At 61.5% G+C, this 21,545-nt stretch carries 27 protein-coding genes; 13 read left to right on the top strand and 14 right to left on the bottom strand.

Annotated elements, in window-relative coordinates:
- Positions 1–97: 97 nt before the first annotated feature.
- Positions 98–895, top strand: coding sequence for an FAD binding domain-containing protein (locus CIT26_RS21685; RefSeq protein ID WP_095494467.1), 798 nt, complete (start codon positions 98–100; stop codon positions 893–895).
- A 64-nt stretch (positions 896–959) separates the two neighbouring features.
- Here the strand turns inward: CIT26_RS21685 and CIT26_RS21680 are convergent, their stop codons facing one another.
- The gene (locus CIT26_RS21680) at positions 960–1,457 is read right to left on the bottom strand and encodes a GNAT family N-acetyltransferase (protein WP_095494466.1); all 498 of its coding nucleotides are present in this window, start codon (positions 1,455–1,457) and stop codon (positions 960–962) included.
- 19 nt (positions 1,458–1,476) lie between these two features.
- Complete coding sequence (locus tag CIT26_RS21675; protein ID WP_095494465.1) at positions 1,477–2,241, bottom strand: copper homeostasis protein CutC; 765 nt, start codon at positions 2,239–2,241, stop codon at positions 1,477–1,479.
- A 307-nt stretch (positions 2,242–2,548) separates the two neighbouring features.
- On the opposite strand from CIT26_RS21675, the gene CIT26_RS21670 reads away from it, so the two are divergent.
- Entirely contained in the window at positions 2,549–3,004 is a 456-nt protein-coding gene (locus tag CIT26_RS21670) for a carboxymuconolactone decarboxylase family protein (RefSeq protein WP_095494782.1), read from the top strand.
- A 51-nt stretch (positions 3,005–3,055) separates the two neighbouring features.
- On the opposite strand, the gene CIT26_RS21665 is transcribed toward CIT26_RS21670, so the two are convergent.
- Positions 3,056–3,964, bottom strand: a complete 909-nt coding sequence (locus CIT26_RS21665) for a LysR family transcriptional regulator (protein WP_095494464.1) — start codon at positions 3,962–3,964, stop codon at positions 3,056–3,058.
- A gap of 127 nt (positions 3,965–4,091) precedes the next feature.
- Between CIT26_RS21665 and CIT26_RS21660 the strand changes: the two genes are divergently transcribed.
- The 3 genes from CIT26_RS21660 to CIT26_RS21650 all read left to right on the top strand — a co-directional run bounded on the left by CIT26_RS21660 (position 4,092) and on the right by CIT26_RS21650 (position 6,195).
- Entirely contained in the window at positions 4,092–4,595 is a 504-nt protein-coding gene (locus CIT26_RS21660) for a nuclear transport factor 2 family protein (RefSeq protein WP_095494781.1), read from the top strand.
- 62 nt (positions 4,596–4,657) lie between these two features.
- The gene (locus CIT26_RS21655; protein ID WP_095494463.1) at positions 4,658–5,638 is read left to right on the top strand and encodes an alpha/beta hydrolase; all 981 of its coding nucleotides are present in this window, start codon (positions 4,658–4,660) and stop codon (positions 5,636–5,638) included.
- Entirely contained in the window at positions 5,635–6,195 is a 561-nt protein-coding gene (locus CIT26_RS21650) for a nuclear transport factor 2 family protein (protein WP_095494462.1), read from the top strand. Before CIT26_RS21655 ends, CIT26_RS21650 begins: the two co-directional genes overlap by 4 nt.
- Positions 6,196–6,226: 31 nt before the next feature.
- Here CIT26_RS21650 and CIT26_RS21645 read toward each other — a convergent pair whose 3' ends face one another.
- Together CIT26_RS21645 and CIT26_RS21640 are read right to left on the bottom strand one after the other, a co-directional pair.
- Positions 6,227–6,661 carry a cupin domain-containing protein gene (locus CIT26_RS21645; RefSeq protein WP_095494780.1) on the bottom strand — a complete coding sequence of 145 codons (435 nt, stop codon included), beginning with the start codon at positions 6,659–6,661 and terminating at the stop codon, positions 6,227–6,229.
- 71 nt (positions 6,662–6,732) lie between these two features.
- A complete protein-coding gene (locus tag CIT26_RS21640; protein WP_095494461.1) occupies positions 6,733–7,551 on the bottom strand; it encodes an AraC family transcriptional regulator in 819 nt (272 codons plus the stop codon).
- 106 nt (positions 7,552–7,657) lie between these two features.
- Between CIT26_RS21640 and CIT26_RS21635 the strand changes: the two genes are divergently transcribed.
- Together CIT26_RS21635 and CIT26_RS36745 are read left to right on the top strand one after the other, a co-directional pair.
- On the top strand, positions 7,658–8,830 hold the full coding sequence (locus CIT26_RS21635; protein WP_095494460.1) for an amidohydrolase: 1,173 nt from the start codon (positions 7,658–7,660) through the stop codon (positions 8,828–8,830).
- 135 nt (positions 8,831–8,965) lie between these two features.
- Positions 8,966–9,202 carry a hypothetical protein gene (locus tag CIT26_RS36745; RefSeq protein ID WP_167391502.1) on the top strand — a complete coding sequence of 79 codons (237 nt, stop codon included), beginning with the start codon at positions 8,966–8,968 and terminating at the stop codon, positions 9,200–9,202.
- A gap of 253 nt (positions 9,203–9,455) precedes the next feature.
- Here the strand turns inward: CIT26_RS36745 and CIT26_RS21625 are convergent, their stop codons facing one another.
- On the bottom strand, positions 9,456–9,755 hold the full coding sequence (locus tag CIT26_RS21625) for a DUF1236 domain-containing protein (protein ID WP_095494458.1): 300 nt from the start codon (positions 9,753–9,755) through the stop codon (positions 9,456–9,458).
- A gap of 312 nt (positions 9,756–10,067) precedes the next feature.
- Between CIT26_RS21625 and CIT26_RS21620 the strand changes: the two genes are divergently transcribed.
- The 3 genes from CIT26_RS21620 (at position 10,068) to CIT26_RS21610 (ending at position 12,637) form a co-directional block, all read left to right on the top strand.
- Positions 10,068–10,259 carry a DUF3606 domain-containing protein gene (locus CIT26_RS21620; RefSeq protein WP_095494457.1) on the top strand — a complete coding sequence of 64 codons (192 nt, stop codon included), beginning with the start codon at positions 10,068–10,070 and terminating at the stop codon, positions 10,257–10,259.
- A 207-nt stretch (positions 10,260–10,466) separates the two neighbouring features.
- Entirely contained in the window at positions 10,467–11,963 is a 1,497-nt protein-coding gene (locus tag CIT26_RS21615) for a sensor histidine kinase (protein WP_342587028.1), read from the top strand.
- The gene (locus tag CIT26_RS21610; RefSeq protein ID WP_095494456.1) at positions 11,963–12,637 is read left to right on the top strand and encodes a LuxR C-terminal-related transcriptional regulator; all 675 of its coding nucleotides are present in this window, start codon (positions 11,963–11,965) and stop codon (positions 12,635–12,637) included. The genes CIT26_RS21615 and CIT26_RS21610 overlap by 1 nt, the downstream gene beginning before the upstream one ends.
- Positions 12,638–12,670: 33 nt before the next feature.
- On the opposite strand, the gene CIT26_RS37840 is transcribed toward CIT26_RS21610, so the two are convergent.
- Both CIT26_RS37840 and CIT26_RS21600 read right to left on the bottom strand, forming a co-directional pair.
- Positions 12,671–12,826, bottom strand: a complete 156-nt coding sequence (locus CIT26_RS37840; protein ID WP_245319513.1) for a hypothetical protein — start codon at positions 12,824–12,826, stop codon at positions 12,671–12,673.
- A gap of 1,135 nt (positions 12,827–13,961) precedes the next feature.
- A complete protein-coding gene (locus tag CIT26_RS21600) occupies positions 13,962–14,612 on the bottom strand; it encodes a DUF1236 domain-containing protein (RefSeq protein ID WP_095494455.1) in 651 nt (216 codons plus the stop codon).
- 1,068 nt (positions 14,613–15,680) lie between these two features.
- On the opposite strand from CIT26_RS21600, the gene CIT26_RS21595 reads away from it, so the two are divergent.
- Positions 15,681–15,983: a DUF982 domain-containing protein gene (locus tag CIT26_RS21595; RefSeq protein WP_095494454.1), complete on the top strand. Its 303-nt coding sequence runs from the start codon at positions 15,681–15,683 to the stop codon at positions 15,981–15,983.
- Positions 15,984–16,507: 524 nt separating this feature from the next.
- On the opposite strand, the gene CIT26_RS21585 is transcribed toward CIT26_RS21595, so the two are convergent.
- The gene (locus CIT26_RS21585; RefSeq protein WP_095494453.1) at positions 16,508–16,744 is read right to left on the bottom strand and encodes a hypothetical protein; all 237 of its coding nucleotides are present in this window, start codon (positions 16,742–16,744) and stop codon (positions 16,508–16,510) included.
- Positions 16,745–17,589: 845 nt separating this feature from the next.
- Here CIT26_RS21585 and CIT26_RS21570 point away from each other — a divergent pair.
- Positions 17,590–17,823 (top strand): KTSC domain-containing protein, encoded by a 234-nt coding sequence (locus tag CIT26_RS21570; protein ID WP_095494452.1) that lies wholly within the window; start codon positions 17,590–17,592, stop codon positions 17,821–17,823.
- 37 nt (positions 17,824–17,860) lie between these two features.
- Here the strand turns inward: CIT26_RS21570 and CIT26_RS21565 are convergent, their stop codons facing one another.
- On the bottom strand, positions 17,861–18,202 hold the full coding sequence (locus CIT26_RS21565) for a low affinity iron permease family protein (protein WP_095494451.1): 342 nt from the start codon (positions 18,200–18,202) through the stop codon (positions 17,861–17,863).
- 204 nt (positions 18,203–18,406) lie between these two features.
- Between CIT26_RS21565 and CIT26_RS37835 the strand changes: the two genes are divergently transcribed.
- Entirely contained in the window at positions 18,407–18,889 is a 483-nt protein-coding gene (locus CIT26_RS37835) for a hypothetical protein (protein WP_245319512.1), read from the top strand.
- A gap of 40 nt (positions 18,890–18,929) precedes the next feature.
- Here the strand turns inward: CIT26_RS37835 and CIT26_RS21550 are convergent, their stop codons facing one another.
- The 4 genes from CIT26_RS21550 to CIT26_RS21535 all read right to left on the bottom strand — a co-directional run bounded on the left by CIT26_RS21550 (position 18,930) and on the right by CIT26_RS21535 (position 21,535).
- On the bottom strand, positions 18,930–19,109 hold the full coding sequence (locus CIT26_RS21550; protein WP_095494448.1) for a hypothetical protein: 180 nt from the start codon (positions 19,107–19,109) through the stop codon (positions 18,930–18,932).
- Positions 19,110–19,882: 773 nt separating this feature from the next.
- Positions 19,883–20,056, bottom strand: coding sequence for a hypothetical protein (locus CIT26_RS36735; RefSeq protein WP_167391501.1), 174 nt, complete (start codon positions 20,054–20,056; stop codon positions 19,883–19,885).
- A gap of 25 nt (positions 20,057–20,081) precedes the next feature.
- Positions 20,082–21,209, bottom strand: coding sequence for a WD40 repeat domain-containing protein (locus tag CIT26_RS21540; protein WP_095494447.1), 1,128 nt, complete (start codon positions 21,207–21,209; stop codon positions 20,082–20,084).
- A complete protein-coding gene (locus tag CIT26_RS21535) occupies positions 21,206–21,535 on the bottom strand; it encodes a hypothetical protein (protein WP_095494446.1) in 330 nt (109 codons plus the stop codon). Before CIT26_RS21535 ends, CIT26_RS21540 begins: the two co-directional genes overlap by 4 nt.
- Positions 21,536–21,545 lie beyond the last annotated feature (10 nt).

Raw genomic sequence — 21,545 nt, 5'->3', positions numbered from 1 at the left:
AATAGTTGCGATTGAGGCAAGACGGCCAGCGTGTAACCTTCATCACTACTCACTACTCACTACTCACTACCAAGCATTTATTTCACGGGAGAATCCCATGTACTCAGTCAACTATCACCGCGCCGCCTCCGTCGCCGACGCCGCCAAGCTGCTCAAGAGCGGCGATGCAAAGCTCTTGTCGGGCGGCATGACGCTGATCCCCGCGATGAAGACGCGGCTTGCCGCGCCTTCCGACCTGGTCGACCTTTCGCGGATCAAGGAACTGCAAGGCGTCAAGGTGTCGGGCAAGACCGTCACCATCGGCGCCGCCACCACGCATCACGATGTCGCCAGCGACGAGAAGCTGAAGAAGGCGTGTCCGGCGCTCGCCCATATGGCGTCCCGGATCGGCGATCCGGCGGTACGCTACAAGGGCACGATCGGTGGCTCGATCGCCAACAACGATCCGGCGGCCGACTATCCGGCAGCACTTCTTGCGCTCGACGCTACCATCGTCACCAACAAGCGCGAGGTCGCGGCCGGCAAGTTCTTCACGGGCCTGTTCGAGACGGCGCTGAAAGACGGCGAGATCATCACCGCCGTGACCTTCACCGCGCCGGCCAAGGCGGCCTATGAAAAGTTCCGCAATCCCGCTTCGCGCTATGCGATCGTCGGGGTGTTCGTGGCCAAGGGCAAGGACGGCGTCAGGGTCGCCGTCACCGGGGCCGGGGATGACGGCGTCTTCCGTTCGAAGGAAATCGAGGCGGCGCTGACCAAGAGTTTCACGGCAGCCGCGCTCGACGGCATGAAGATTTCGGCGAAGAATTTGATGAGCGACATCCACGCCTCGGCCGACTACCGGGCCAATCTGATCGCGGTGATGGCCAAGCGCGCAGTGGCTGCCGCCAACGCCTGAATCTGCCGGTTCATCGAAAAGCCGGCCCGTGCTTGGCTGAACCGCAACTGGTAGGGCTGTCGCCTCAGCCGGTGATCTGCCTGATATAGTAGCGGACCGCCTTCTTGCCGCCGTGGATCACCGCGTCGCCGACCTCGACAAAGCCGAGCGCTGCGTGAAAGGCATCCGACGCCGGGTTGGGCGGTTCGGCATTCACCTCGCAACTGACGATCGTCTGGCCGGCACGCAATGCATGGTCGAACAGATCCTCATAGAGCCGTCGGGCATGGCCGCGGCCACGCGCTTCTCCTGCAACGACGACGCGGTCGACATAGACGAAACGCGGATAGCGCTGGCGGAACCACAGGAAATTCGGGCTGTCGTAGCGGGCGTCCTGGTCGAAGGTCATGATGAAGGCTTCGAGCGCGCCGATGCGGCGCGCATAGAACGCTTCGCCGAGCAGGAAGGACAAGCGTTCTGGCTCAAGCCACGACAATTCGGCCGCGTGTTCGTTGTTGAGGGCGAGGACGGTGGGCTCGTCCTGCGGCGAGACCCGGTCGATCGGCAGGCGTGCTTGCGTCACGTGTTTTCTTCTTTCGGGATCATGCTCTCGCCGCCGCCATCGTCGCCGCCACAAGCGCCTCGTCGGTCACGGTGTTGCGGTATTCGCGGTCGAGGTCGGTGCCGCCCATCCCAACCTGCGGATTGCGGTAGCGCATGGCGCTCGGCACGTCCTTGAGTGCGGCGAAGTGCATTTCGGTCAGTCCGGATCTTTCCCGCACCTCGGCGATGTTCGTGGGGTCGAGCCCGCCGCAACCGAGAATGATGATGCGCTTCCCCGCCTGCCGGACGAGTTCCGCCAGCAGGGCCACGCCCTCCAATGCGGTGTCACGCTGGCCGCTGGTCAGCACGCGGCCGACCTTGCTGCGGATCAGCGCTTCCAGCGCTTCGGCCGGATCGCGCGTCATGTCGAAGGCACGGTGGCAGGTGACGTTCAAAGGCCCTGCCGCCTGCACCAATTCGCTCATGCGCTTTTCGTCGATGGTACCGTCGGCATTCAGGCAGCCGACGGCGACACCGGCCACGCCAAGCTCGCTCAGCGCGCGCACATCGGTGAGTATCGAGCGGTACTCGGCTTCACTGTAGAGAAAGTCGCCGCCGCGCGGCCGCACGATGACGTGGAACGGGATCGTCGCCAGTTCGAGAGCTGCGCGCACCGTCCCAAGACTCGGCGTGATGCCGCCCTCGACCAGGCTGGCGCACAGCTCGACCCGGTCGGCGCCGGCGGCTTGCGCGGCCAGCAGGCCATCTATGCCTTCGACACAGATTTCGAACCGCGGCAGGCGAGGGCGTTCGGTATCGGTCACAGGGCGATCCGTTGCGGATTCAAGACGTGCAGCCCTAGCATCAGGCTCCTTGCCGCGAAAGCCGGAATTATTGGCCCAACGCGACGGGTCCCTGCCGTTTGCTTTGCCGCCAATTCCCGCTTGACACACTCATAACCACTGAGTTATGAGTAAAATACATAGCTAACGGGTTATGGGTTTTGGCATGGACAGCGCGGCCGATGATTTCTTCCGAACCCTCTCCGATCCGGCCCGCAGGACGAACGAAACAGTAAAACCAAAAACCCGGATGATTGGCATCCGGGATCGGCAAAACAAGGAGACCACCATGCAAGCAAGACTGAAAAACCCTGTGCTTCTCATTCCCGGCGCCCTGCAGGCGCTGCTCGCGCTGGACAAGTCGACGGAAACGGCTGAACTGCCCTATGTGACGCGCAAGCTCGTCCATTTGCGCGCCAGCCAGATCAACGGATGCAGCGTCTGTATCGACATGCATGCACGCGAATTGAAGAGGGCCGGCGAAAAGGACGAACGCGTCTTCACCGTGTCCGCCTGGCGGGAGACGCCTTACTTCATCGACGCCGAACGCGCGGCTCTTGCGCTTGCCGAGGCAACAACCCGGCTCTGCGACCGGCCGGACCCGGTGCCGGACGCGATCTGGGACGAGGCCGCCCGGCATTATGACGAGAAGGCGCTTGCCGCACTGGTGGTCCAGATTGCCTTGATCAACGCCTTCAACCGCCTCAACGCCGCCACCAGGCAGATGGTCGGCGCCTGGGGATGAGCCGGTTCGCCGATATGCGCCGTGGCACATGTCGGCTTTCGCGGCGGCGCATCAGATCCGCAAATTGTGGGCGTTCGCGCGCACGAAGTCGATGAAGGCCCGCAGCTTGGGCGGGACGAGACGGCGGCTGGGATAATAGAGGTGGAGCGGTTCGTAGGTGGGACAGAAAGGCTCCAGCACCTTGACCAGCGCGCCTGAGGCGAGAAGCGGCGCAGCGAGGCCTTCGACGGCAAAGGCTAGGCCAAGCCCTTGCGCGGCGGCGGTGATGCAGAGCGGAAGTGTGTTCACGATCAGACGTGCGTCGGGCGTCAACTCGACTTGGCGTCCGTCCACGACGAACTCCCAGGGCGAGATGGCGCGGGTGCGGGTGAAGGCGAAGGCGATGCAGCGGTGGGCGGCGAGGTCGGCGGGTCGCTTCGGCGTGCCGTTACGCGCCAGATAGTCCGGGCTGCCCAACACGACCGTCTGCAGCGGCCCGCCCAGACGCGCGCCGACCATATCCTTCTCGAGAAGCTCGCCAATCCGCAGACCGGCATCGAAGCCCTGAGCGGCGATATCGACGAAGCTGTCGTCGAAGATCAGGCTAAGCCGCACTTCCGGGTAAGCGTCCATGAACGGCCCCATCAGCGGCTCGATCAGCAGCGGCGCGGCGATCCACGGCAGGCTCAGGCGCAGCGTGCCGGCGGGGCGATCGCGGGTCTCGCGCAGCGCCGCGCCAGCCGCCCGGATCTCTTCGGCCGCTGGGCGCACGTGGTCGAAATAGTGGGCGCCGGCTTCGGTCAAGCCAACGCTGCGGGTCGTGCGGTTGAGGAGCCGCACCCCCAGACGCTCCTCAAGCCCTTTGACCGCCTCGCTCAAAGAGGCCGGGGCGACGCCGAGTTCGGCCGCGGCGCGGGTGAAGCTCTTGGCCTCAGCGACCTTCACGAAGGCGACGATCCCACTGAACTGGTCGAGGCGCATTGTGAGGATATTCCAAATAGCCTTGTCGAACTATACGGGTTTTTCCGGTGAACAAAAAGCCTCATGTTGGGTCCGACGAATGGGCATCGCTGTTGCGACGGCTCGAACAGGCAAGGAGACAGGACTGATGACCAGGCTCGCTTCGCTCGCCGCCGGCGCTCTCCTGGCGGTATCCGCCGCCCCCGCGAGCGGCGGTCCTCAGGAAGACCGCAACATCCAGCTGATCAAGGACTATTACGCAGCTTACGCGACCGGGAACCCGGAGGCCGTCCGGCCCTTCCTCGCGCCCGACATCGTGTGGCGCATTCCCGGCCATCATCCGCTGGCCGGCGACAAGCGCGGGCCGGAGGAAGTGGTCGCCTTCTTTCGTGGCCTGGCCGACGGCAAATTCAAGGCTGAGCCGATCTTCTTCCAGGCGCAAGGCGATCTCGTCGTCGACATCCATCGCGGCTGGTCGAACGTCGGCTCAGGTCCCGAGATCGACCAGCTCTACGCCCTGATGTTTCGCATCAAGGACGGCAAGATCGCCGAGGCACAGAATTTCTTGACCGACATGTACCAGTCGGACGCCTTCTACTGGACGCATTACCCGCTGAAGCCACTGCCCGGCCGACTGGCGCACGACCGCTGAGACGCCGGCCTTCCTAAATCCGTCGCGCCGCGTTTCTCGCTCCAAGCCAAAGGAGACTTGCGATGTTGAAAATCCTGACGCTAGCCGCGGCCACCGCCGTCGCGCTCGGCTCCAGTGCCTTCGCCGCACCGCGCGTCGAGCGCGTCACTTTCGCCTCGCACGGCGAGCAGATCGTCGGCGATCTCTATCTGCCCGAGGATATGGACCCGGCGAAAGCTCAGCCCGCGCTGGTCGTGACCGGCGCATGGATGACGGTGAAGGAACAGATGGCCGCCCGCTACGCCCGCGAGATGGCCGACCGCGGGTTCGTCGCCTTGACCTTCGACTTCCGCGGCTGGGGCGAAAGCGGCGGCGCACGTCGCCAATACGAGGATCCCGGCGCCAAGATCGCCGACATCGAAGCGGCGGTCGCCTATCTCGCAACCCGGCCCGAGGTCAGCAAGGACCGCATCGGCGGGCTCGGCATTTGCGCCAGCTCCGGCTACATGGTCACTGCCGCCGCTAAAGATGCCGCGATCAAGTCGGTCGCCCTCGTCGCGCCCTGGCTGCACGATGCCGAGGTGGTCGAGCAGACCTATCGCGGCAAGGACGGGGTCGCCAGGCTTGAAGCCGCGGGCAATGCGGCCGAGGCCGCCTATCGCCGCACCGGCAAGCAGGCATTCCTGCCCGCCGCCAGCCTGACCGACCAGCGGGCGATCATGTTCAAGGTGCCTTACTACACCGAGGCCGATCGCGGGATGATCCCGGCCTGGCGCAACGAGGCCGATCCGGCCTTCTGGCGCGGCTGGCTGACATTCGACGCGATCCAGGCTGCTCCGCGCCTGCATCGGCCCTTCCTGATGGTGCATAGCGAGGCGGCTGCCATCCCGCAGGGTGCGCACAAATTTTACGCGCGACTGACCGGGCCGAAGCAGGAACTGTGGCTCGACAATGTGACCCAGTTCGATTTCTACGACGGCGCCGTGCCGGTGGAGGCGGCGACCGACGCCGTCGCCGCGCATTTCCGCACCACGCTGGGCAGTGCAGGGGAGGCAGGACAATGAGCCCCGTCACCCGCCGGCACGTCTTGGCCTCGGCAGTTTTTGCCGCGACGTCTACCGCCACCTGTGCGCCGGCCCTGAGCACCACGCAGTCGACGGCTGCGCTGACGGTAGAAGACAGGACCGCCATCGCCGAGGCAGTGGCGGGGATCGGCCTTTATGCCGATTTGCGCGAATGGAACCGGGTCAAATCCTATCTCGCGGCCCGCGTCACGACCGACTATACGAGCCTTTTCGGTGGCGAGGTGGCGACCAGCGATCGCGACTCGTTGATGGCTCAGTGGCAAGATCTGCTGCCGGGCTTCGACGCCACCCAGCACCTCATCACCAACATCGTTGTCGAAGGCGCGGGCAACGATGCGGTTGCGCGCAGCCATGTCCGCGCCAGCCACTGGATCGACGCCCGGTTCTGGACGGTCGGCGCCAGCTATCTCCACCGGCTGGTGCGGACGCCCGAAGGCTGGCGCGTCAGCGCCATCGCCATCCGCCGCCTGTACGAGGAGGGCGACCGCGCCGTGCTGGCCGCTGCCGCGGACCGGGTGAGCGCGGTGGCGAAGTGAGCAGCCGGCTGGCAGCCACGACTGTTGCCAGCTACTGGCGCAACACTGTGTTCTTGGTGCCTTCTTCGACCTGGTCGATGACCAGCAGCTTGACCGGATCGGCGCCGACATTGGTGGCCTGATGCCACTGCCCGATCATTTCGATGATGAAATCGCCTGACTTGTATGTGGTGCTCTTGCCGGTCTCGACATTGGTGACCTGAAGCGTTCCACCCTGGACATAGGCATAGCGGGGAAACGGGTGCTTGTGGACCGGCAAGGTCGCGCCCGGCGCAATCTCAAAGGACGAAACCAGGACCTGCACGTTTTTCTGCGGCAGCGTGATCGGCTGGCCGGACGCCGTCTCGGTGCGCGAGGCAAGCGGGGTCACGACAACCGGGGTGCCGCTGGCGTCCAGCGCGTACGCGGCGGTTGCGGACAGGGCTGCCGCGAGCAGCAGCGTCGTCGATACCAGGATTTTTCGCATGATTCCCCCCAAGCCCAACTTCACCATCGCGCAGCAAATTTCCGCGCGCAAGCGTCTCCTTTTGGGAGCACTCAGCCTCCTCTCCTATACATGCCAGGTGTCATGCCGCGCGTCGCCCGGAACGAGCGGGAAAGATGGCTCTGGTCGGCGAAACCTGCCGCAATCGCGGCATCGGCGAGGCCGAGCCCTTGTTCGATCAAGGAACTGGCGCGACGCAGTCTCCGGTCGCGGATATAGGCCGCGGGCGTCAGGCCAATCGCTTTCTTGAAATCCCGGATGACCTGGAACCGGGTGACGCGCGCGGCGTCGGCAAGCCGCTGCAGGTCAAGTTGCGAGCCAAGTTGGCTTTCGACAAGATCCTCGTAGAGCGAGAACCTCTGTCGCGATCCCGAGCTTTCGATCGCTTCGGATCGCCCGCTCCAATCGCCGTGCCGAACGATGAGATGCCTCAGGGCGACGAGCAGCGACGCCTCGGCTTTCGTTGCGTCCTGGGACGTAGAACCTTCATGCGCCGCCACCAATGCTTCGGCGAGATCGCTGTCCTCGATGATCGCGTGCAAGAAGACCGGATCGACATCTCCGCCCAACTCGCGCGCGAGCCCCGCCATCAGCGGCACCGAGGGATAAAACGTCCGGTAGGCCCAGCCTCCATCCGCACCTTGTTCCCCGTCATGCCACTCCTCGGGATTCACAATGGCAATGGTGCCTGCCGGAGCAAGAACGCTGTGGCGTCCGATGCGGATGCGTTCGCAACCAGCTGTGATCAAGGCGATCACATAGGTTGGATGGGTGTGCAACTCGTAGCGGTGCCGCGTGAAGCGCGCCTTGAACAGGCCAAGGTCCGGGAAGCAGGGATGGCGCCAGTATTTCCTGGTCTCGGTCGCGTCCACGTCTTTCTCTCTGCTGCGGTCAATCTGGTTCAAGACGCCGCTTGTGCGACCTTCTAATCGTGATTCCGGATCAAACCGCCCGTTGCCGGCATGGAAGGAGAGCGTCGTGCTGCATAATGACCCCATCGCCGCCTTGACGCCAGAGGTGATAGCCTGGCGCCACCACATCCATTCCAATCCCGAACTCGGATTCGATGAGAACGAAACGGCACGTTTCGTTGCCGAGAAACTGCGCGCCTTCGGCTTCGATGAGGTGCATGAGGGGATCGGCGGCACTGGGGTTGTCGGCGTCCTGCGCAGCGGCACGGGGGTGCGCGCCATCGGTCTCCGCGCCGAGCTGGACGCGCTTCCGGTCGTGGAGAGGACCGGCTTGCCCTATGCGTCCAGGAATGAGGGCGTGATGCACGCCTGCGGCCATGACGGCCACACCGCCATGCTGCTCGGCGCCGCCAGGCTGCTCAGCCAATCCCGCGCCTTCGACGGCATCGTCTACTTCATCTTCCAGCCAGCCGAAGAAAACGAAGGCGGCAGCTTGCGCATGATCGAAGACGGCCTGTTGAGGCGTTTCCCAGTCGAGGCGATGTATGCCGTCCACAACTGGCCGGGCGTCAGACTGGGGGCGATCGCGGCTCGCGTTGGAGCGCAGATGGCCGCCGTCGACAATTTCGAGCTGACCTTCGAGGGCATTGGCGCGCATGCCGCCATGCCGCAGCTCGGCGACGACCCGATCCTGGCCGCGGGCGCCTTTGTCCAGGCCGTCCAGCGCATTGTCAGCCGCTCGGTCGATCCGCAAAGCGCGCTGGTCGTCAGCCTCACTCAGATCCATGGCGGCAATGTCGGCAACATCGTGCCTGGCAAGGTCTGGCTGCAAGGCACCTGCCGCTTTTTCGAGCCCGGTCATTCCGATCATTGCGAGAAGCTGATCGGCGAGATCGCCGGGGGCATTGCCGCAGCCCATTCGCTCAAGGCCACGCTCGACTACAAGAAGGGCTATCCGCCGCTCATCAACACGGCGATTGCCACGGCCCGCGCGGTCGAGGCGGCCGCCGCCGCCGTCGGGAGGGAGAACGTCACGACCGAGTTCAGCCCGAGCCTCGGCTGCGAGGATTTCGCCTTCATGATCCGCGAGGCAGGCGGCTGCTACGCGTGGATTGGCGTCGGCGATGTCGGTCCCGGCGAGGGGCTGCATGGCGATCGCTACGTCTTCAATGACGAGATCGTGCCGATAGTGTTGCGCTACTACGTCAATCTGGTCGAGCAGACGCTTCCCGCCTCGTGAACCATCAGAGGGAAAACTGATGGTTCAGCGAGAAGTGCCGATCTGAATGCGATTCGTGGGCCATAAGCCGGGAAACAGTCTTGCGCGACACCAACCCGACGCAGCTCACCCGGCTGTGGCCACGAGTTGCGTTACGTGAACGGGATTTTCGAGCACTGCCTGCGCGGTATCGGCCTGCTTTTCATCGACATGCGCCATCACCAAAATGACGCCTTGTACAACGTTCGGCTCACCCGGTTTCTTGGCAACATCGGCGAATGCCTGGAGAAGCCCACCAGCAAAGCCGCCGCAGGCTCCACCGACGAGGACCATGCCAGCCACCGATCCGACAGGATCAATGCCGGTGGTTCCAAAGGCACTCAGGCCGATTAACAGTCCAGCTGCCGCGCCAAGGGCGGCACCGCCCGGACCGCGCAAGACAGCGCCGATTTCGTCGTCGTAAGGTCCGATGACGCTGATCTGTTCGTGAGAAACTCCTGCCGCCTGAAGCGCGGCAACGGCACGCGCTGCCTGGTCGTGAGAATCGAAAAGTTTGCTGATTGTTCGCATTTTGACACTGCCTATAGCACAGTCGCCCGCCGCTCAATTTCGAAGCGGCGGGCGTCTCCTCCCCAAGTCGTTCAGGTCACCGAATGATTTTGACGATCTTGCGTGTGCCTGGATCAACGATAACGGTCTGATTGTCGACGACGACGTAGCGGTATTCGACGTCGGGAACTTCATGAAGCTCGACCGTGTCGGGCAGCGTTGAGCCGATATTGAGCTCCACCCCAGGGAGTTCCACCGATGCGAGCGGCTGCTTTTCCACATATTCCCTGATGACGGTCTCCTGCTCAGGCGCGATGATCACGTCCTGAGCGGCAGCGTCGCCGACACCTGCCAATAGCAGAAATCCCGCGGCTACAGTGGAAAGTCGCATTTTCATAGTTGCCTCCTTATGTGACTTTAGCTGAGCTCTTTTGGCATCATCTTCGCGCCAGACTCATCGAAACATCAGGCCGCTGCAAATGTTCCTTGGCTGGGCTTCAGTCCGATCCGAGAGACCTTGCCATTGGACTTAAGTCTGACCTGCCGCGCGCATGGGTCCGGCTATCGATCCGCCCGGAACCGCGACCGCTCGCATTCGTTCGCCGCAAGTTTACGGGAGGATCTCATGGAGAGGAGTGTCCACCACCCTCATCCAGCCTGTTTCTAACCGACATTCAGACCACTGTTAGGCTTCGCCAGGAGAAAGGAAATGGCCGACAACAAGTGCAATCGAGACTTCCTCGACCACGACCGCCTGTCAGTGGACGAGTATTACGAGGTGGAACATTTCGCACGAGAAAATGGCGTTTCGCCCAGCCAGGTCAGTAAGCTGATCAAAAAGAACGGCAACGATCGGATGACCCTTACTCAAGCAGTGAGAGCCTTGCGCGAACGGAAGTGAAAAACCCGCCGCATCGTCTGCCGCGCGGGCGATCAGGCGTTGCACCATCTGTGCCGAAGGATCGAAAGCGTCGGAGTTGGCGCGTCATGGCTTGCTGCCTCGCTCAACGAGGGCAGTGGAGTTTATGCGAAAAAACCCGCCGGTGCGGTTTCCGTCCAGCCCATAAAGCCCTAAGTTCCCTAGCGATTGATCAGTTGCAGATCAAAGATGGCGTCGCTTAGCGTCGTTCGACGACAGATTGGCCGGTTCTCTCGAATCATGCCGCTGGCGCGACGCGCCGCCGACCAGGCCGTTGGGGATATGGCGCCATACAGAGCGACAAGACTGATCGATCGATGGAATGCACTGTCGCTGGCCACTCAGTTTCTGCTCGCCGGCGGGTTATTCTCGCTGTCGGCGATGATCGTGGTGGGAATTTCCGTGACAAGCCAGATAGAAGCCGCGGTCACCCGGAACTCGGCTTCTGCGACCGCTCTTTACGTCGACAGCGTTATCGCGCCGCTGCTCCCCGACATGCGCAGGAGCGAAGTGCTCGACGAGAGCGTTGCCCACGCGCTGGATGAAACGCTGGGACAAGGCGCACTCGGCACAAGGCTCGAATCCTTCAAGCTCTGGCGCCGCGACGGCACCATCCTCTATTCAACCAATAAAAATTTGGTCGGGAAGCGCTTTCCACTCAGCGACAATCTGCGGGCCGCATTCGCAGGCGACATAGTTGCTGAATTGGACAGGCACTATGATAACCAGGCTGAGAGGGACAGCGGCTTGCGTCTTCTTGAAATCTTTAATCCGATGCTTCAGCCGTGGTCGGGCGAAGTCGTGGCTGTTTTGCAATTCGACGAGATCGCCACCGATTTTGAAAAGGACCTGCGGCAGGCACTCGTTCGAACCTGGTTCGATGTCGCTGCCGTTACCGCAATTTTTTTCCTTGGGCTTTCGGCAATCGTTTTTCGTGGCAGCCGCACGATTCGTTCCCAGAGCCACTCGTTGAAGCGGCGCATTGCCGAGCTTTCCGACCTGGTTGCTCAAAACAGAATGTTGAGACTGCGGGTGCAGCGTGCTTCGCAACGCGCCACGGCGCTTAACGAACGTTACCTCAGGCGGATCGGCGCGGACCTGCACGACGGGCCGGCGCAACTGGTTGCCCTCGCGGCGCTGGGGATCGACAGCCCCGTGCTTGCCGATTCTGCCACGCCGGCTGCGGCGCGCGCACGGGAATTGCAGGCAGTCAAAGCCAATTTGGACGATGCGATGCGAGAAATCAGGAATGTCAGCAAGGGCCTTATGCTGCCGCATGTCGAGAATGCCGAGTTGACGGAAATCCTCGAGCTTGCCGTGCGAGCGCACGAAGAGCGAACCGGCGTCAAAGTGATGCTGTCCATGACGGGGGGGCACGCACCCTTGTCACCAGCGGCCAAGATCTGCATCTTTCGCTTCATTCAGGAGGCGCTGAACAACGGCTTCCGCCACGCCGGGGGTGCCGGTCAATCGGTCGCGAAACATTTCGACGGGGAGCGCGTTTCTATCGATGTTTCCGACACCGGCCCAGGTTTCGACCCGAAGATCATCCACCCTGAACGGCTGGGGCTCATCGGGCTGCGTGAGCGGGTAGAAAGCATCGGCGGCCAATTTGCTGTAACATCTTCACAGAATGGCACGGTGGTGAAAATGGTTCTCAACATAGTTGAAATAGGACAGGCGTGATGGCAGCCGCCATAAAGCTCGCCGTCATCGACGACCATCCGCTGTTCAGGGAGGGCGTCGTGCGCACTCTCGAGCAGATCGGCGGGTTCGAGATCGTTGCCCAAGGCAGCAGTAGAGATGACGCCTTGCGGATATCGGAAGACCAGCAGCTCGATATTCTCCTGATGGACATCTCGGTGCCTGGAGGGGGCCTTAGCGCGATCGAACCGGCTCTGGAGCGGCATCCGGATCTGAAAATCGTGATGCTGACCGTTTCGGAGGAAAACCAGCACGTCATGACCGCATTGCAGAGCGGGGCAAGAGGCTATGTCCTGAAGGGTGTCGGGTCGCGAACCCTGGCCGCCATACTGCGCACGGTGGCGATGGGCGAACGGTATGTTTGCCCGCAATTGTCGGCGCGCGTATTGGTCGACTTGTCTACCCAATCAACCGCGACCGCGAAAGCCGACGTGCTGGCCGAACTCACCAGTCGCGAAAGAGAGATCCTGACGCTCGTTGCCGCGGGATTGAGCAACAAGCGGATCGGTCTTCAGCTGAACCTGCACGAGAAAACCATAAAGCATCACATGACGCGAATTCTCGCCAAGCTCAATGTGAGCAACCGAACCGAAGCCGCGATGACACTGCGCGACGCGACCGAGCATCAGCATCCGCCCGCCCGCCATCCTGCGTGAAGCAAGGTAGCCTTGCGGCCTGTGAACTCGCCATCACTCGATCATGGCGAGCAGTCTTGCCCGATCGGAGTTCGTTGCCTGCCGCCGAATGATGGTGCGGCCCATGGCATCCCGCATTTCATAATGGCCACCGTCGATGCGCTCGCTGAGCCCGTTGGAATGCACCACACCCACACTTGGCCCGCGCACTTCGATCCGGTCTCCAGTGGTCGCGTTGACATAAACTTTTGGCTTGTTGCCGGGGTTTATCGCGGCAACTGGATTTGCCGGGGGATTGCCTTTCGGTGATTTTGATTTGCCCTTGCCCGCGTTGGCATTGGAGTTCGAGCTCCCGGGAGTTCCAGCGTTTCCAGAGTTCCCGGGGCTTCCAGCGTTCCCGGGGCTTCCAGCGTCCCCGGAGTTTCCAGCGTTCCCGGAGTTTCCGGAGTTCCCAGAGTTTCCGGAGTTCCCAGCATTCCCAGAGTTCCCTTGTGCCTGGGCGGCCTGCGGGCTAAGCGTCAGGGACAGGCCGTCCTGTGCCACACGGTAGGGGCTCACGACGAGAACCAAGGTCGATGCGGTGAGGCAGATGGCGACGCGAAGCCTTCGAAGAGATTTGAGCCTGCGCTGCGATTGAGGGCACGCAGGCCGCGCATTCATCCTGGCGATCACTCTTGTCTCACGGAGCCTCAGGCGTTGCGGCCGTATCGCGTCTGTGATCAATGAATTTGCCAATAGCACGCTAGAATATCCTCTGACCGTCTTGGTCTGCGTTGCATTTCTACCTGTTTCGAATTCGCCCGAGCCAATCCTCTGTGCTCTTCACCATATCACGCTTTTGCCATCATCAAGCGGTGTCAAGACCCACCAGTCTCAAGGGGAGAAACCGGTGGGTCTCGCTGGCGCAGGAAGGGACTCATTACTGCGCAAGTGTGTTGCCTTCATTGGTCGACCCCATCAGCCGACAATAAGCCCGACGGCTGCGACCCCGAATACCAAGCCAAATACCGGAAAAAGCAGCCAACGTGCCTGGTGAATGCTGGGGTCCATAGCAGCCTCCTGTCACGGGTTGGCACCGCAACGACGCCTGCAGGAGCTCGGTTCCTGAAAACTCTCCCATCTGGGCTTTTGCGATAGCAGTCCCGGACCAAAGCACTGCTTGCGCCAGCCAATGGTCGGCTAGCGGGCAGACTGAAGTCCTAATCTCGGGCCCCTTTTCGAACATGAGGGGCACTCGTCGAGGGGGCCATGAGGGTATCGGCTGGAGGACGCAGGAGATTGCTGTCCGAGCATGTTGAGGGGCCCGCCTTGGCTGCGGCGGACCCTTCACGCCGAGCAGGGGCGTTTAGGTCAGGATAAGCACGATCGTGAGCGTATCCGGGTCGACGATGACGATTCGGCCATCAGCCAATACGAAATACTCGTAGGATTCGTAAGCTGGGACGATCTCGATGATTCGCGGTGGCAGACGACGCAATCTGACCTTCTGCCGCGGGACCTCGACGCCCACGGAGATGTCAAAATCGACGTCGACAACCGGTTCGACCTTTTCCTGCTTGAGTATCTGGGTGATTTCCGTTTTCTGTTCAACCGTCACATTGCTGATCGCGCCGGTCGAAGTCTCGTCCTGTGGCTGATCAGAGGTCGTGCCCTGAGTTTGCTGCTCGGTTGTGGCACCGGCCTCGCCCTGGGTCTGCTGCTCTGTCTGGACCTTGGCCTTGCCCTCGGCCTGCTGGTCGGTGGTTACACCGGCCTTGCCCTGGGCTTGCTCATCGGTCTTCATCTTCGCCTTGCCTTGAGCCTGCTCGTCAGTGGTGGTGCCGGCCTCGCCCTCGGCTTGTTCGCCCATCTTCGAACCGTCCGGGCAATTAGCCGTGCCCGGTTCGCAAGCGGTGCCGGCGCCCGGTTGGCTTTCGGCCGGCTGCTGTTCCTGAGCGAGCGCTGATCCACAGCCAACGCCGATGGCCAGCATACTGGTGATCAGAACTTTTTTCATGAGATAATCTCCTTCGAAAAGTCTGTCCCTTCACAGGGAAAAACCACCTCTGGAATGTTTTGTTCCAGGCGAATTGACCGGGCGGAAGCGATCGGAGCCTATTGGAACAACCTCCGCATCCAGCCGCCTTCCGGGCGCGTGCTGAGCCATGGTGCATGCTCAGCCAATGGCTCCGAACAGGCTCGTGCCTTTGTTTCGGCAGGGGCGCGAGGACCTTCGCTACACACTGGCCCTGTCACAACGCTTGGTGCAGGCGTCGCGCGCGCTGCTGAAGCGGTCCAAGGACCAGGGCGTTGCTACTGAGCCTTGAAACCGAAAGCAGCCGAAAATGGTCGGACCGGGCCATCTTGCTTAAAAACACTGGCCGCAGTCTCCCTGAATGGCTTCAGAGGCATCTGCCCGATGATCCGGTGATCGCATGGGATATCGCTACCAAGATTTCGACAGAGGCCCAGGGCAAAACTGGGCTTGGCCGCAGCGTCATCAGGAAGGGCGATCGAAACGAGAATTTGAACGAGACGCCGTCGTCAGCGAGCCATACACGGTCGCCTTGCTCCTGGTTCTTTCTGTACTCTCGATAGTGGGCGGGGCAGTGTACGCGGTCCTTCGTTCGGAGGAGTTTCTATAGCGGCGAACACAAACCTGCGGTTTTTTTCCTTTGAGGATGGAACACTGTCCTGCGACGAAAGTTTAGTGCCAGCAGCGTAGTATTGTCCCACATACAAATGCTGCGAGATCGGTGGCCCCGATTAGCCCGCGTCCTCTCCCCGAGGCCGCGGGCTTTCTGCTGTTGTCACGGTCTTTCCGGGCCGCCTATGGTGCCGCCGGGCGGTCTTTGCGAGTGTTCGGTTTTCATCGGGAGCAATGGAGTTCAAAGCGCCCTCGGCTGCAGGTTGCAGCGGTACACAGCGACATTCCGCTGCGGTCTCGGTCCTGCGATGAGTTTTGCTTCAGTCCCGAATTGGTCCCTCCTTGACAGCAAAAAGTGCTCTTCACATATTTTCCCGCAGCCGTCGCTCACGGCTCTCGTGGAAGCTCAAACACTCGTTCAGTTGAATGGAGGTTGTAATGAACGACAGGACTTTCGACCGGCCTGTTTTCGTCAGGAAAGGGGAGTTCATGGTGGAGGAAGTCGAATGCTTGGCTGATGCTTTCGAGTTCCTGCAGGAATGGCCGAAGAATCGCAGAGGGCCAATCTTCGACACGGCGCTCCGAGCTTGCCAGCGCGCCTATGATGGCCAAGTTCCCATTTCAGTTGCACGCGAGGCTTTCGCCGGCTTCGCCAGATCGGCCAAGATCCTCGAGGACGTCTCTGCAGCTATGCCCTGGATGACGGCACCGAAAACCGGTCGCGGTGGCGTGACGGCATGACCGATGTAGTTACCTAAAGCGCGTCGCGTTTGCGACGCGCTTTAGGTTCTTGTTTTTATGCATGTCGTTATCGCAAAACCGCCGCGCACTTTTGCGCGACATGCATTAGCGAAAAGATGGCCAGCGCCGCAGGGAGCGGGGGAGGTGGGGTTGCCTAGATTGGCGCCAGCCAAGCGGCGTTGGGGTTCGCCACGAAGGAAGAAGTTCGCCGGATTGATTATGGCGTGATCGCGGAAGTTGGCCGGGCCTGCCGATAGCGGCGCTCCTCTATGCCTCCGAGGCTTTCCCTTCCGACGTTATTTGCTTCGATGGGCTTTACCTCCAGCACGCTCCCCCCTTGGCGTCGGGAGCGGCTTTGGAGTCCAGGAACATGCCGGCCCACCGCCCAAGGACATGCCAAAGCGGCCGGCGACGCAGCGGGTCAAACCAGGAATCAAAGCCCGTGTGAAGTATCTCAGGGGCGAGGACGATCTTCGGCACGCTTCGCTGCAGGATTACTGGGACGAGGGCTAAAGCGGGACATCTCAGACCCCATACCTCATGGCAATGAAGACCACCGGTGCAAGGATCAGGAAGATCGCCATTACTATAATAACGGTAAGGGCCAGGTTCTCTGCTCGCCTGACAATGGCAGCGACCTCATCGTCGCTCGACGAAATGAGATCAACCACCGAGAAATCTGTTGGGTTAGGAGTTTGATTGTCATTTGCGGGTCGGCTTGCGACCTCATCGACATTCTGTCTGCTCTGGATAAGGGTCACAGTTCTTTCCGCTGTTAGGGATCTCATATCGGGTGCCCGCCGATGGGGACAAACAGCGGCCACCCCGGTGACCACCGATGAAGGGACTTTGCTCGGCAGCCCATACCAATGCACCATACCAATGCATTGGTAAGGTCTTGGTTGCGGCCCTCAGCCCTCTGTCTTTGACGCAAAGACTTCGGTCTTACCGCATGTGGGACCATAGCCTGCGGCGGAACTAAGTACCGCCGGTCCCATTTGCCGACCAGTGATAATTCAGAGATAGGAGAGGTAGCCATGGCTGACGGTCCAACGGTTGTTAACTCAGGCGGAAATTATCGCAATCGTGATCCTGCTGTTGTTCACCGGCGTTATCAACATCCAAGGCGGGGGCGACGGAAAGGACCTCGATGTAAAGGTTGAAGCGCCCAAGGTTGAGGCACCCACGGGCGAAGCGCCGAAGGTCGAAGCGCCAGCCGCGCCCGCTCCGGCAGAGCCGGCCGCACCTGCCCCAGCCGCACCTGCGCCAGCCGCGCCCGCTCCGGCAGCACCTGCTGACGGCGGCTGAAGGACGCCTTCAGGGGAAAGGTCCGCAACCTACAGCCCCGCTTTGATTTGGTGAGCGATTGTCAGTCGCTTGCGGGGTGGCCGGCGCCACTTGGGGGGCGTTGGGGTAGATTGCCTGTAGGGCGCCGGCCGGCGGCTTTGGGGGTCCGCCGCCGTTGGATACTGCCGAATTTGGCGATTCAAGTAATTCCGCGATCGCGGAAGTCCCTGTGCACTGCCGTCGGTCTCGCTTTCCTCATTGGTCGCCCGGACCGGCAGATAGGGCATTGGTGTCCAGCCACTCGCGCAGCACGATCTGAATGAGGTCCGATCGGCCGATCTTTATTTCACCAGCAATGGAGTTGAGTGCGCCCTCGGTTGCCGCCTCCAGCTATCGAGATCTCGGTATGGTTCGTCGCCAGCAACAAACGGTACGAGTTGAGGATGTGCCGGCGGAGACCTTCGCCGAGTTCAAAGCCGCGTTTGCCAAGGGCCAATATTTCAACGAGCACATCCCGCAATCACTTCCGGTATCATTTGGTTGCGACCGATAACGATGCTGCGTGACCTGCCGATCGGTATTCATCGTGTTCAACGCTTTGGTGAATCGCCTTGCTGTTTCCACTCGCGTTGGACCTCGATTTCCTCTGGTTCTTTCTTGTCGACTGTCGCGGTCTCGCTGTCGGCCTCACTGGCCGCGCGAAGCAGTTCGTCCAGTTTGGCGTGCAGCGCCTGCGTATCGCGATGCTCGGCGCGCTGGATGAACAGCGTCATCGCCCACGTCGCCAGTGTCGCAATGGCGTGCCAATCGAGGCTATCCCGATCGAAAATTAGCCAGAGGCCGGCATAGGCAAAAAAGATCAGAAATGCCTGCGGGCGCGACGTCAGCGTGCCAATGTGTGTGATAGTGCTTCGGACCTGGTGGTTTGCCATGTGCAAGGCCTCCTATGTATCTCCATAGGATAGCGGCTGGTGGTCCGGGGAGTAGTGATACCTGGTCAAGATCGCGCATGTCGAAGTCCTGGCCGCATATGGGGCACTCTAAAAGTGCTCTGCATCGGGCTTGATCGGCCGATCGTGACCTCTGCCCGGGCATCCAGTGGCTTCGCCGGAATGGCGACGCGGACGCGATCCTCGGTGACCCGCCTTCGCGCCGTGGCCGTTATCACCACCTCGTCACCAATGCCAATTCCCCGCGCCATGCAGAAGATTTTGGAGCGCAAGCGGCATCGTCAAGCGTTGGCTAATATAGATGAGCCCGCTTCATCCAATCGATGGATGAAGCCCATATGGCCCGGTGCTACTTTGATGCATGGCGCGACTTACCCCTGCGCATGGCAAGGCCAAGGGCAAGAAGCCCGCTGGCTCTACGGGCTAAATATGAGCAAGACGACTCTCATTGCTATCGCTATCGCGATCAGCGTCGGCTATGCCGAAGCCGCGGACCGTAAGGTCGAAACCGCGCCCCTCGGGACGTACGCCAATTCGAAGAACCTGCCGGTTTGCACCGCGTCGAGCTCACTCTTCGAAGTCCTCGGTGACAAGTGTTTTCTCGTCAAGGGTTCGATGATCTATGGCGACATCGCCGAGCTTTCCCAGATAATCACTTTGGGCCGGTAGCCGGAGCAACAACGGCGCTAGACGCTAATCTTCCGCAGCCTTACGCCGACACCACACTGCTATCGGCCGTGCCGTTGATCGAACTGCTGGAGACCGACAGCGGCACGATTGAGCTGGCCATGAATAGGATCGTCGCCCCGCCAGCGAATTCCCCCTCATGAAAAAGTCTGATCGCGAGATTGATTTGGTTTAAAGCCGCTTCTTTGCGTGTGAATCGCAAGAGTTTTCCCAGGGGCGGTGGGGGGACGCGGCGATCTTGTCGTCGACATCTGCGACTTCTCCTGACTCAGCATCTGTCGCCCGGTATGTAACCCAGCAGTGAGCATACGCCGATTGGCGTACCCTGCATCGGTACCTAAGCGTTTGAAAATATTGGCTCCCCGGGCCGGATTCGAACCAGCGAACGATGTGTGCCGATCCCCCTCGAAACTACGCCACAGCCATCAAGATTCGAAAGCGCGATCGTGAGCGCGCCGAGCGCATCCGATTGGCCGGCGGGCCGAAGCCAGCCTCAGAGAACGCGCTGTCGCACTCGCCCGCGAAAATGGTGAAGTACGAACGTGCGACCTAACTGACATTGGAATTCCCGCTGTTATCTGGCCCGCATGTGCGACGAGGCTCTGCTCATCAAGGTCGGCTACGGGCATTTATCGAGCCACCGAACAAGAGGCGGTATGATCCGATCTTGGCCAATCCCCGGAGAATGGCAATGTCTGCAGCGGTTCGATCGCGCGAATGGAAACTTTGGCGAGGAATCGGCGACGCGGCCATGAGATCCATGTCGGCTGGCTACCCCAACCGGCCTTCGTCGGTGTATCCACGATCCGCCGTATGCCGCGCTACTGATCTTTCATGCGCAGCAAAGCGGGTGACGCCCTAGCAATCGACATCCGGACCCACGGCGGAAGCGCCTGGCGATTCAAGAGCGTGTCGCAGTGTAAGTTCCTTCGAACGCCTTGCCGTTCTATGAAGCACCTGCCTGCGATCCGAACCCTAGTTCGTTTTCAACTGGCCGACGCGGTTTTCGGCGATCCAGCGGGCGGCGAGCACCAATGCGCCCATACTGAAATCCTTGCCATGCTTGGCCACCATTTCTTCCGACAGGTTGGCGAGCCGTTCGAAAAATTCGTCCTTGCTCTCGTCCTCGGGTGTGGGTTCCGTTTGCATCTTTTCCTCCTGTTGCATGCAACCACTATTTGAACATCTGCGCGGGAAAAGTGACGATCGCGGCGGTGCCGTCTACCGAACCTACCGCCAAGTGCCGTCCGTCGCCCGACCAGGCAAGCGCCGCGATCTCACCGCCCAACGGTCTGACCAGCAGTTCGTCCCGCGCGCCGATCTGGGCTATGGCGATCCGGCCATTGGTATAGCCGGCTGCAATCAGTTTCTTTTCCGGGTGCGCAGCCACCGTCTTGACCGGCACCAGCCCGGCGCGGCCAGTCTCCAACGCGCCGGAGGCATCGCCGTGAAGCGGCGGGGCGGTCATTGACCAGCCGGCGATCCGGAATGCGCCCGATGTGAACAGCGCATTCTCCGGCAGGCTCCAGCATACTGTCCGGACCGGCGATGGAAATCCTTCGACGATGTCAGCTCGGCCATCGGTCACGCTGACCAAAGCAAAGCCTCCGGTTTCGAGCCCGCAGGCCAGCCAGGTGCCGTCGCCACTCCAGCGGATCGACACGGGGCGCGCTGAAAAACTGATATCGCTTATCAAGGTCGCGTCGCCTTCGACAATCCAAATCGACAATCCGTCCTCCAGACCATAAGCGAGGCGCCGTCCACCCGGCGAAAAGGCAAGCGCGTCCGTGGACGGTGCCGCACCATGTCGCAGTCTCACCGCGTCGCCGTGGCCGCGTGACAGAAAGACATCCTGCCCGTTGCTGACGGCTGTCATTGCCGGCTGGCGGCTGTGGTCGATAGCGACGATCGGTCCGTCGATCTTCACCAGCGTCTCCATCACGCTGCCGTCCGCGGTCAGATGCACCGCCTCGCCGGTCGCTGTTCCGACGAGGAAGCTGGACCGAAGATAGCTGGCGAGCGGGATATCGCCATCTCCTAATGCAGCAGTGGCAATCAATGGCGCTGGTAACTTTTCCCTTGGGCGGATCGTCGTCTGGCCGAGATCGCCGCTCACTCTGATCCGCGACTCCGGCGACTCCTGGTCCGCGACCGCGGCTATTGCGACCGTTCCGTCCATGCACGTGAAGGCGACTGTCGAGTCATCGGTGCTGAAGCGCAGATCGGCGATCGCCGACGGGCGACGCCAGCTCCGCGCCAGCAGGTCGAACAAGGTCAGGTTCTGTATCGCGTGCTGGTTCATGGCTGGCTCCCATCGTAATTCTCATCCGGTGCCGCGAGGCTGCGGTCGACGTCCTCGACGTCGGCTTCCGCGGCGACGATGCGCCCCTCGCACGCCGCACATGCGAGCATGATTGCCGCGGCTCTCTCCTCCGCTTCATGCAAGTCCTGCACCAGTTGCGCGTTCGCGCCGCTCCTGCCGATTTCGAGTTCCAGGCGCAACACATCCATCTCGATGCCGGCGCGCTTCTGATTTAGCCGCAGCGCCTCGGCAGTAAGCGCGGAGACATTGGCGATCAGATCGAGCCGGCGAGCGAGCAGCGCGTCACGCCTGTCAGGTTGCCCCATCGGATCCTCC

Origin of the sequence: Mesorhizobium temperatum, from assembly GCF_002284575.1 — a bacterium.
GTDB classification, from domain to species: domain Bacteria; phylum Pseudomonadota; class Alphaproteobacteria; order Rhizobiales; family Rhizobiaceae; genus Mesorhizobium; species Mesorhizobium temperatum.
Note: the sequence above shows the minus strand (reverse complement) of the source record. Positions and strands in the feature narration are given on the sequence as shown.

Coding starts and splice junctions, on each gene's coding strand:
- CIT26_RS21535 (WP_095494446.1), bottom strand. CDS start 21,535: ATGGGGCAACCTGACAGGCGTGACGCGCTGCTCGCTCGCCGGCTCGAT.
- CIT26_RS36735 (WP_167391501.1), bottom strand. CDS start 20,056: ATGCAAACGGAACCCACACCCGAGGACGAGAGCAAGGACGAATTTTTC.
- CIT26_RS21655 (WP_095494463.1), top strand. CDS start 4,658: ATGTTGAAAATCCTGACGCTAGCCGCGGCCACCGCCGTCGCGCTCGGC.
- CIT26_RS21685 (WP_095494467.1), top strand. CDS start 98: ATGTACTCAGTCAACTATCACCGCGCCGCCTCCGTCGCCGACGCCGCC.
- CIT26_RS21645 (WP_095494780.1), bottom strand. CDS start 6,661: ATGCGAAAAATCCTGGTATCGACGACGCTGCTGCTCGCGGCAGCCCTG.
- CIT26_RS21620 (WP_095494457.1), top strand. CDS start 10,068: ATGGCCGACAACAAGTGCAATCGAGACTTCCTCGACCACGACCGCCTG.
- CIT26_RS21615 (WP_342587028.1), top strand. CDS start 10,467: ATGGCGTCGCTTAGCGTCGTTCGACGACAGATTGGCCGGTTCTCTCGA.
- CIT26_RS21540 (WP_095494447.1), bottom strand. CDS start 21,209: ATGAACCAGCACGCGATACAGAACCTGACCTTGTTCGACCTGCTGGCG.
- CIT26_RS21660 (WP_095494781.1), top strand. CDS start 4,092: ATGACCAGGCTCGCTTCGCTCGCCGCCGGCGCTCTCCTGGCGGTATCC.
- CIT26_RS21610 (WP_095494456.1), top strand. CDS start 11,963: ATGGCAGCCGCCATAAAGCTCGCCGTCATCGACGACCATCCGCTGTTC.
- CIT26_RS21625 (WP_095494458.1), bottom strand. CDS start 9,755: ATGAAAATGCGACTTTCCACTGTAGCCGCGGGATTTCTGCTATTGGCA.
- CIT26_RS21650 (WP_095494462.1), top strand. CDS start 5,635: ATGAGCCCCGTCACCCGCCGGCACGTCTTGGCCTCGGCAGTTTTTGCC.
- CIT26_RS21665 (WP_095494464.1), bottom strand. CDS start 3,964: ATGCGCCTCGACCAGTTCAGTGGGATCGTCGCCTTCGTGAAGGTCGCT.
- CIT26_RS21670 (WP_095494782.1), top strand. CDS start 2,549: ATGCAAGCAAGACTGAAAAACCCTGTGCTTCTCATTCCCGGCGCCCTG.
- CIT26_RS21565 (WP_095494451.1), bottom strand. CDS start 18,202: ATGGCAAACCACCAGGTCCGAAGCACTATCACACACATTGGCACGCTG.
- CIT26_RS21570 (WP_095494452.1), top strand. CDS start 17,590: ATGAGGTCCGATCGGCCGATCTTTATTTCACCAGCAATGGAGTTGAGT.
- CIT26_RS21600 (WP_095494455.1), bottom strand. CDS start 14,612: ATGAAAAAAGTTCTGATCACCAGTATGCTGGCCATCGGCGTTGGCTGT.
- CIT26_RS21595 (WP_095494454.1), top strand. CDS start 15,681: ATGAACGACAGGACTTTCGACCGGCCTGTTTTCGTCAGGAAAGGGGAG.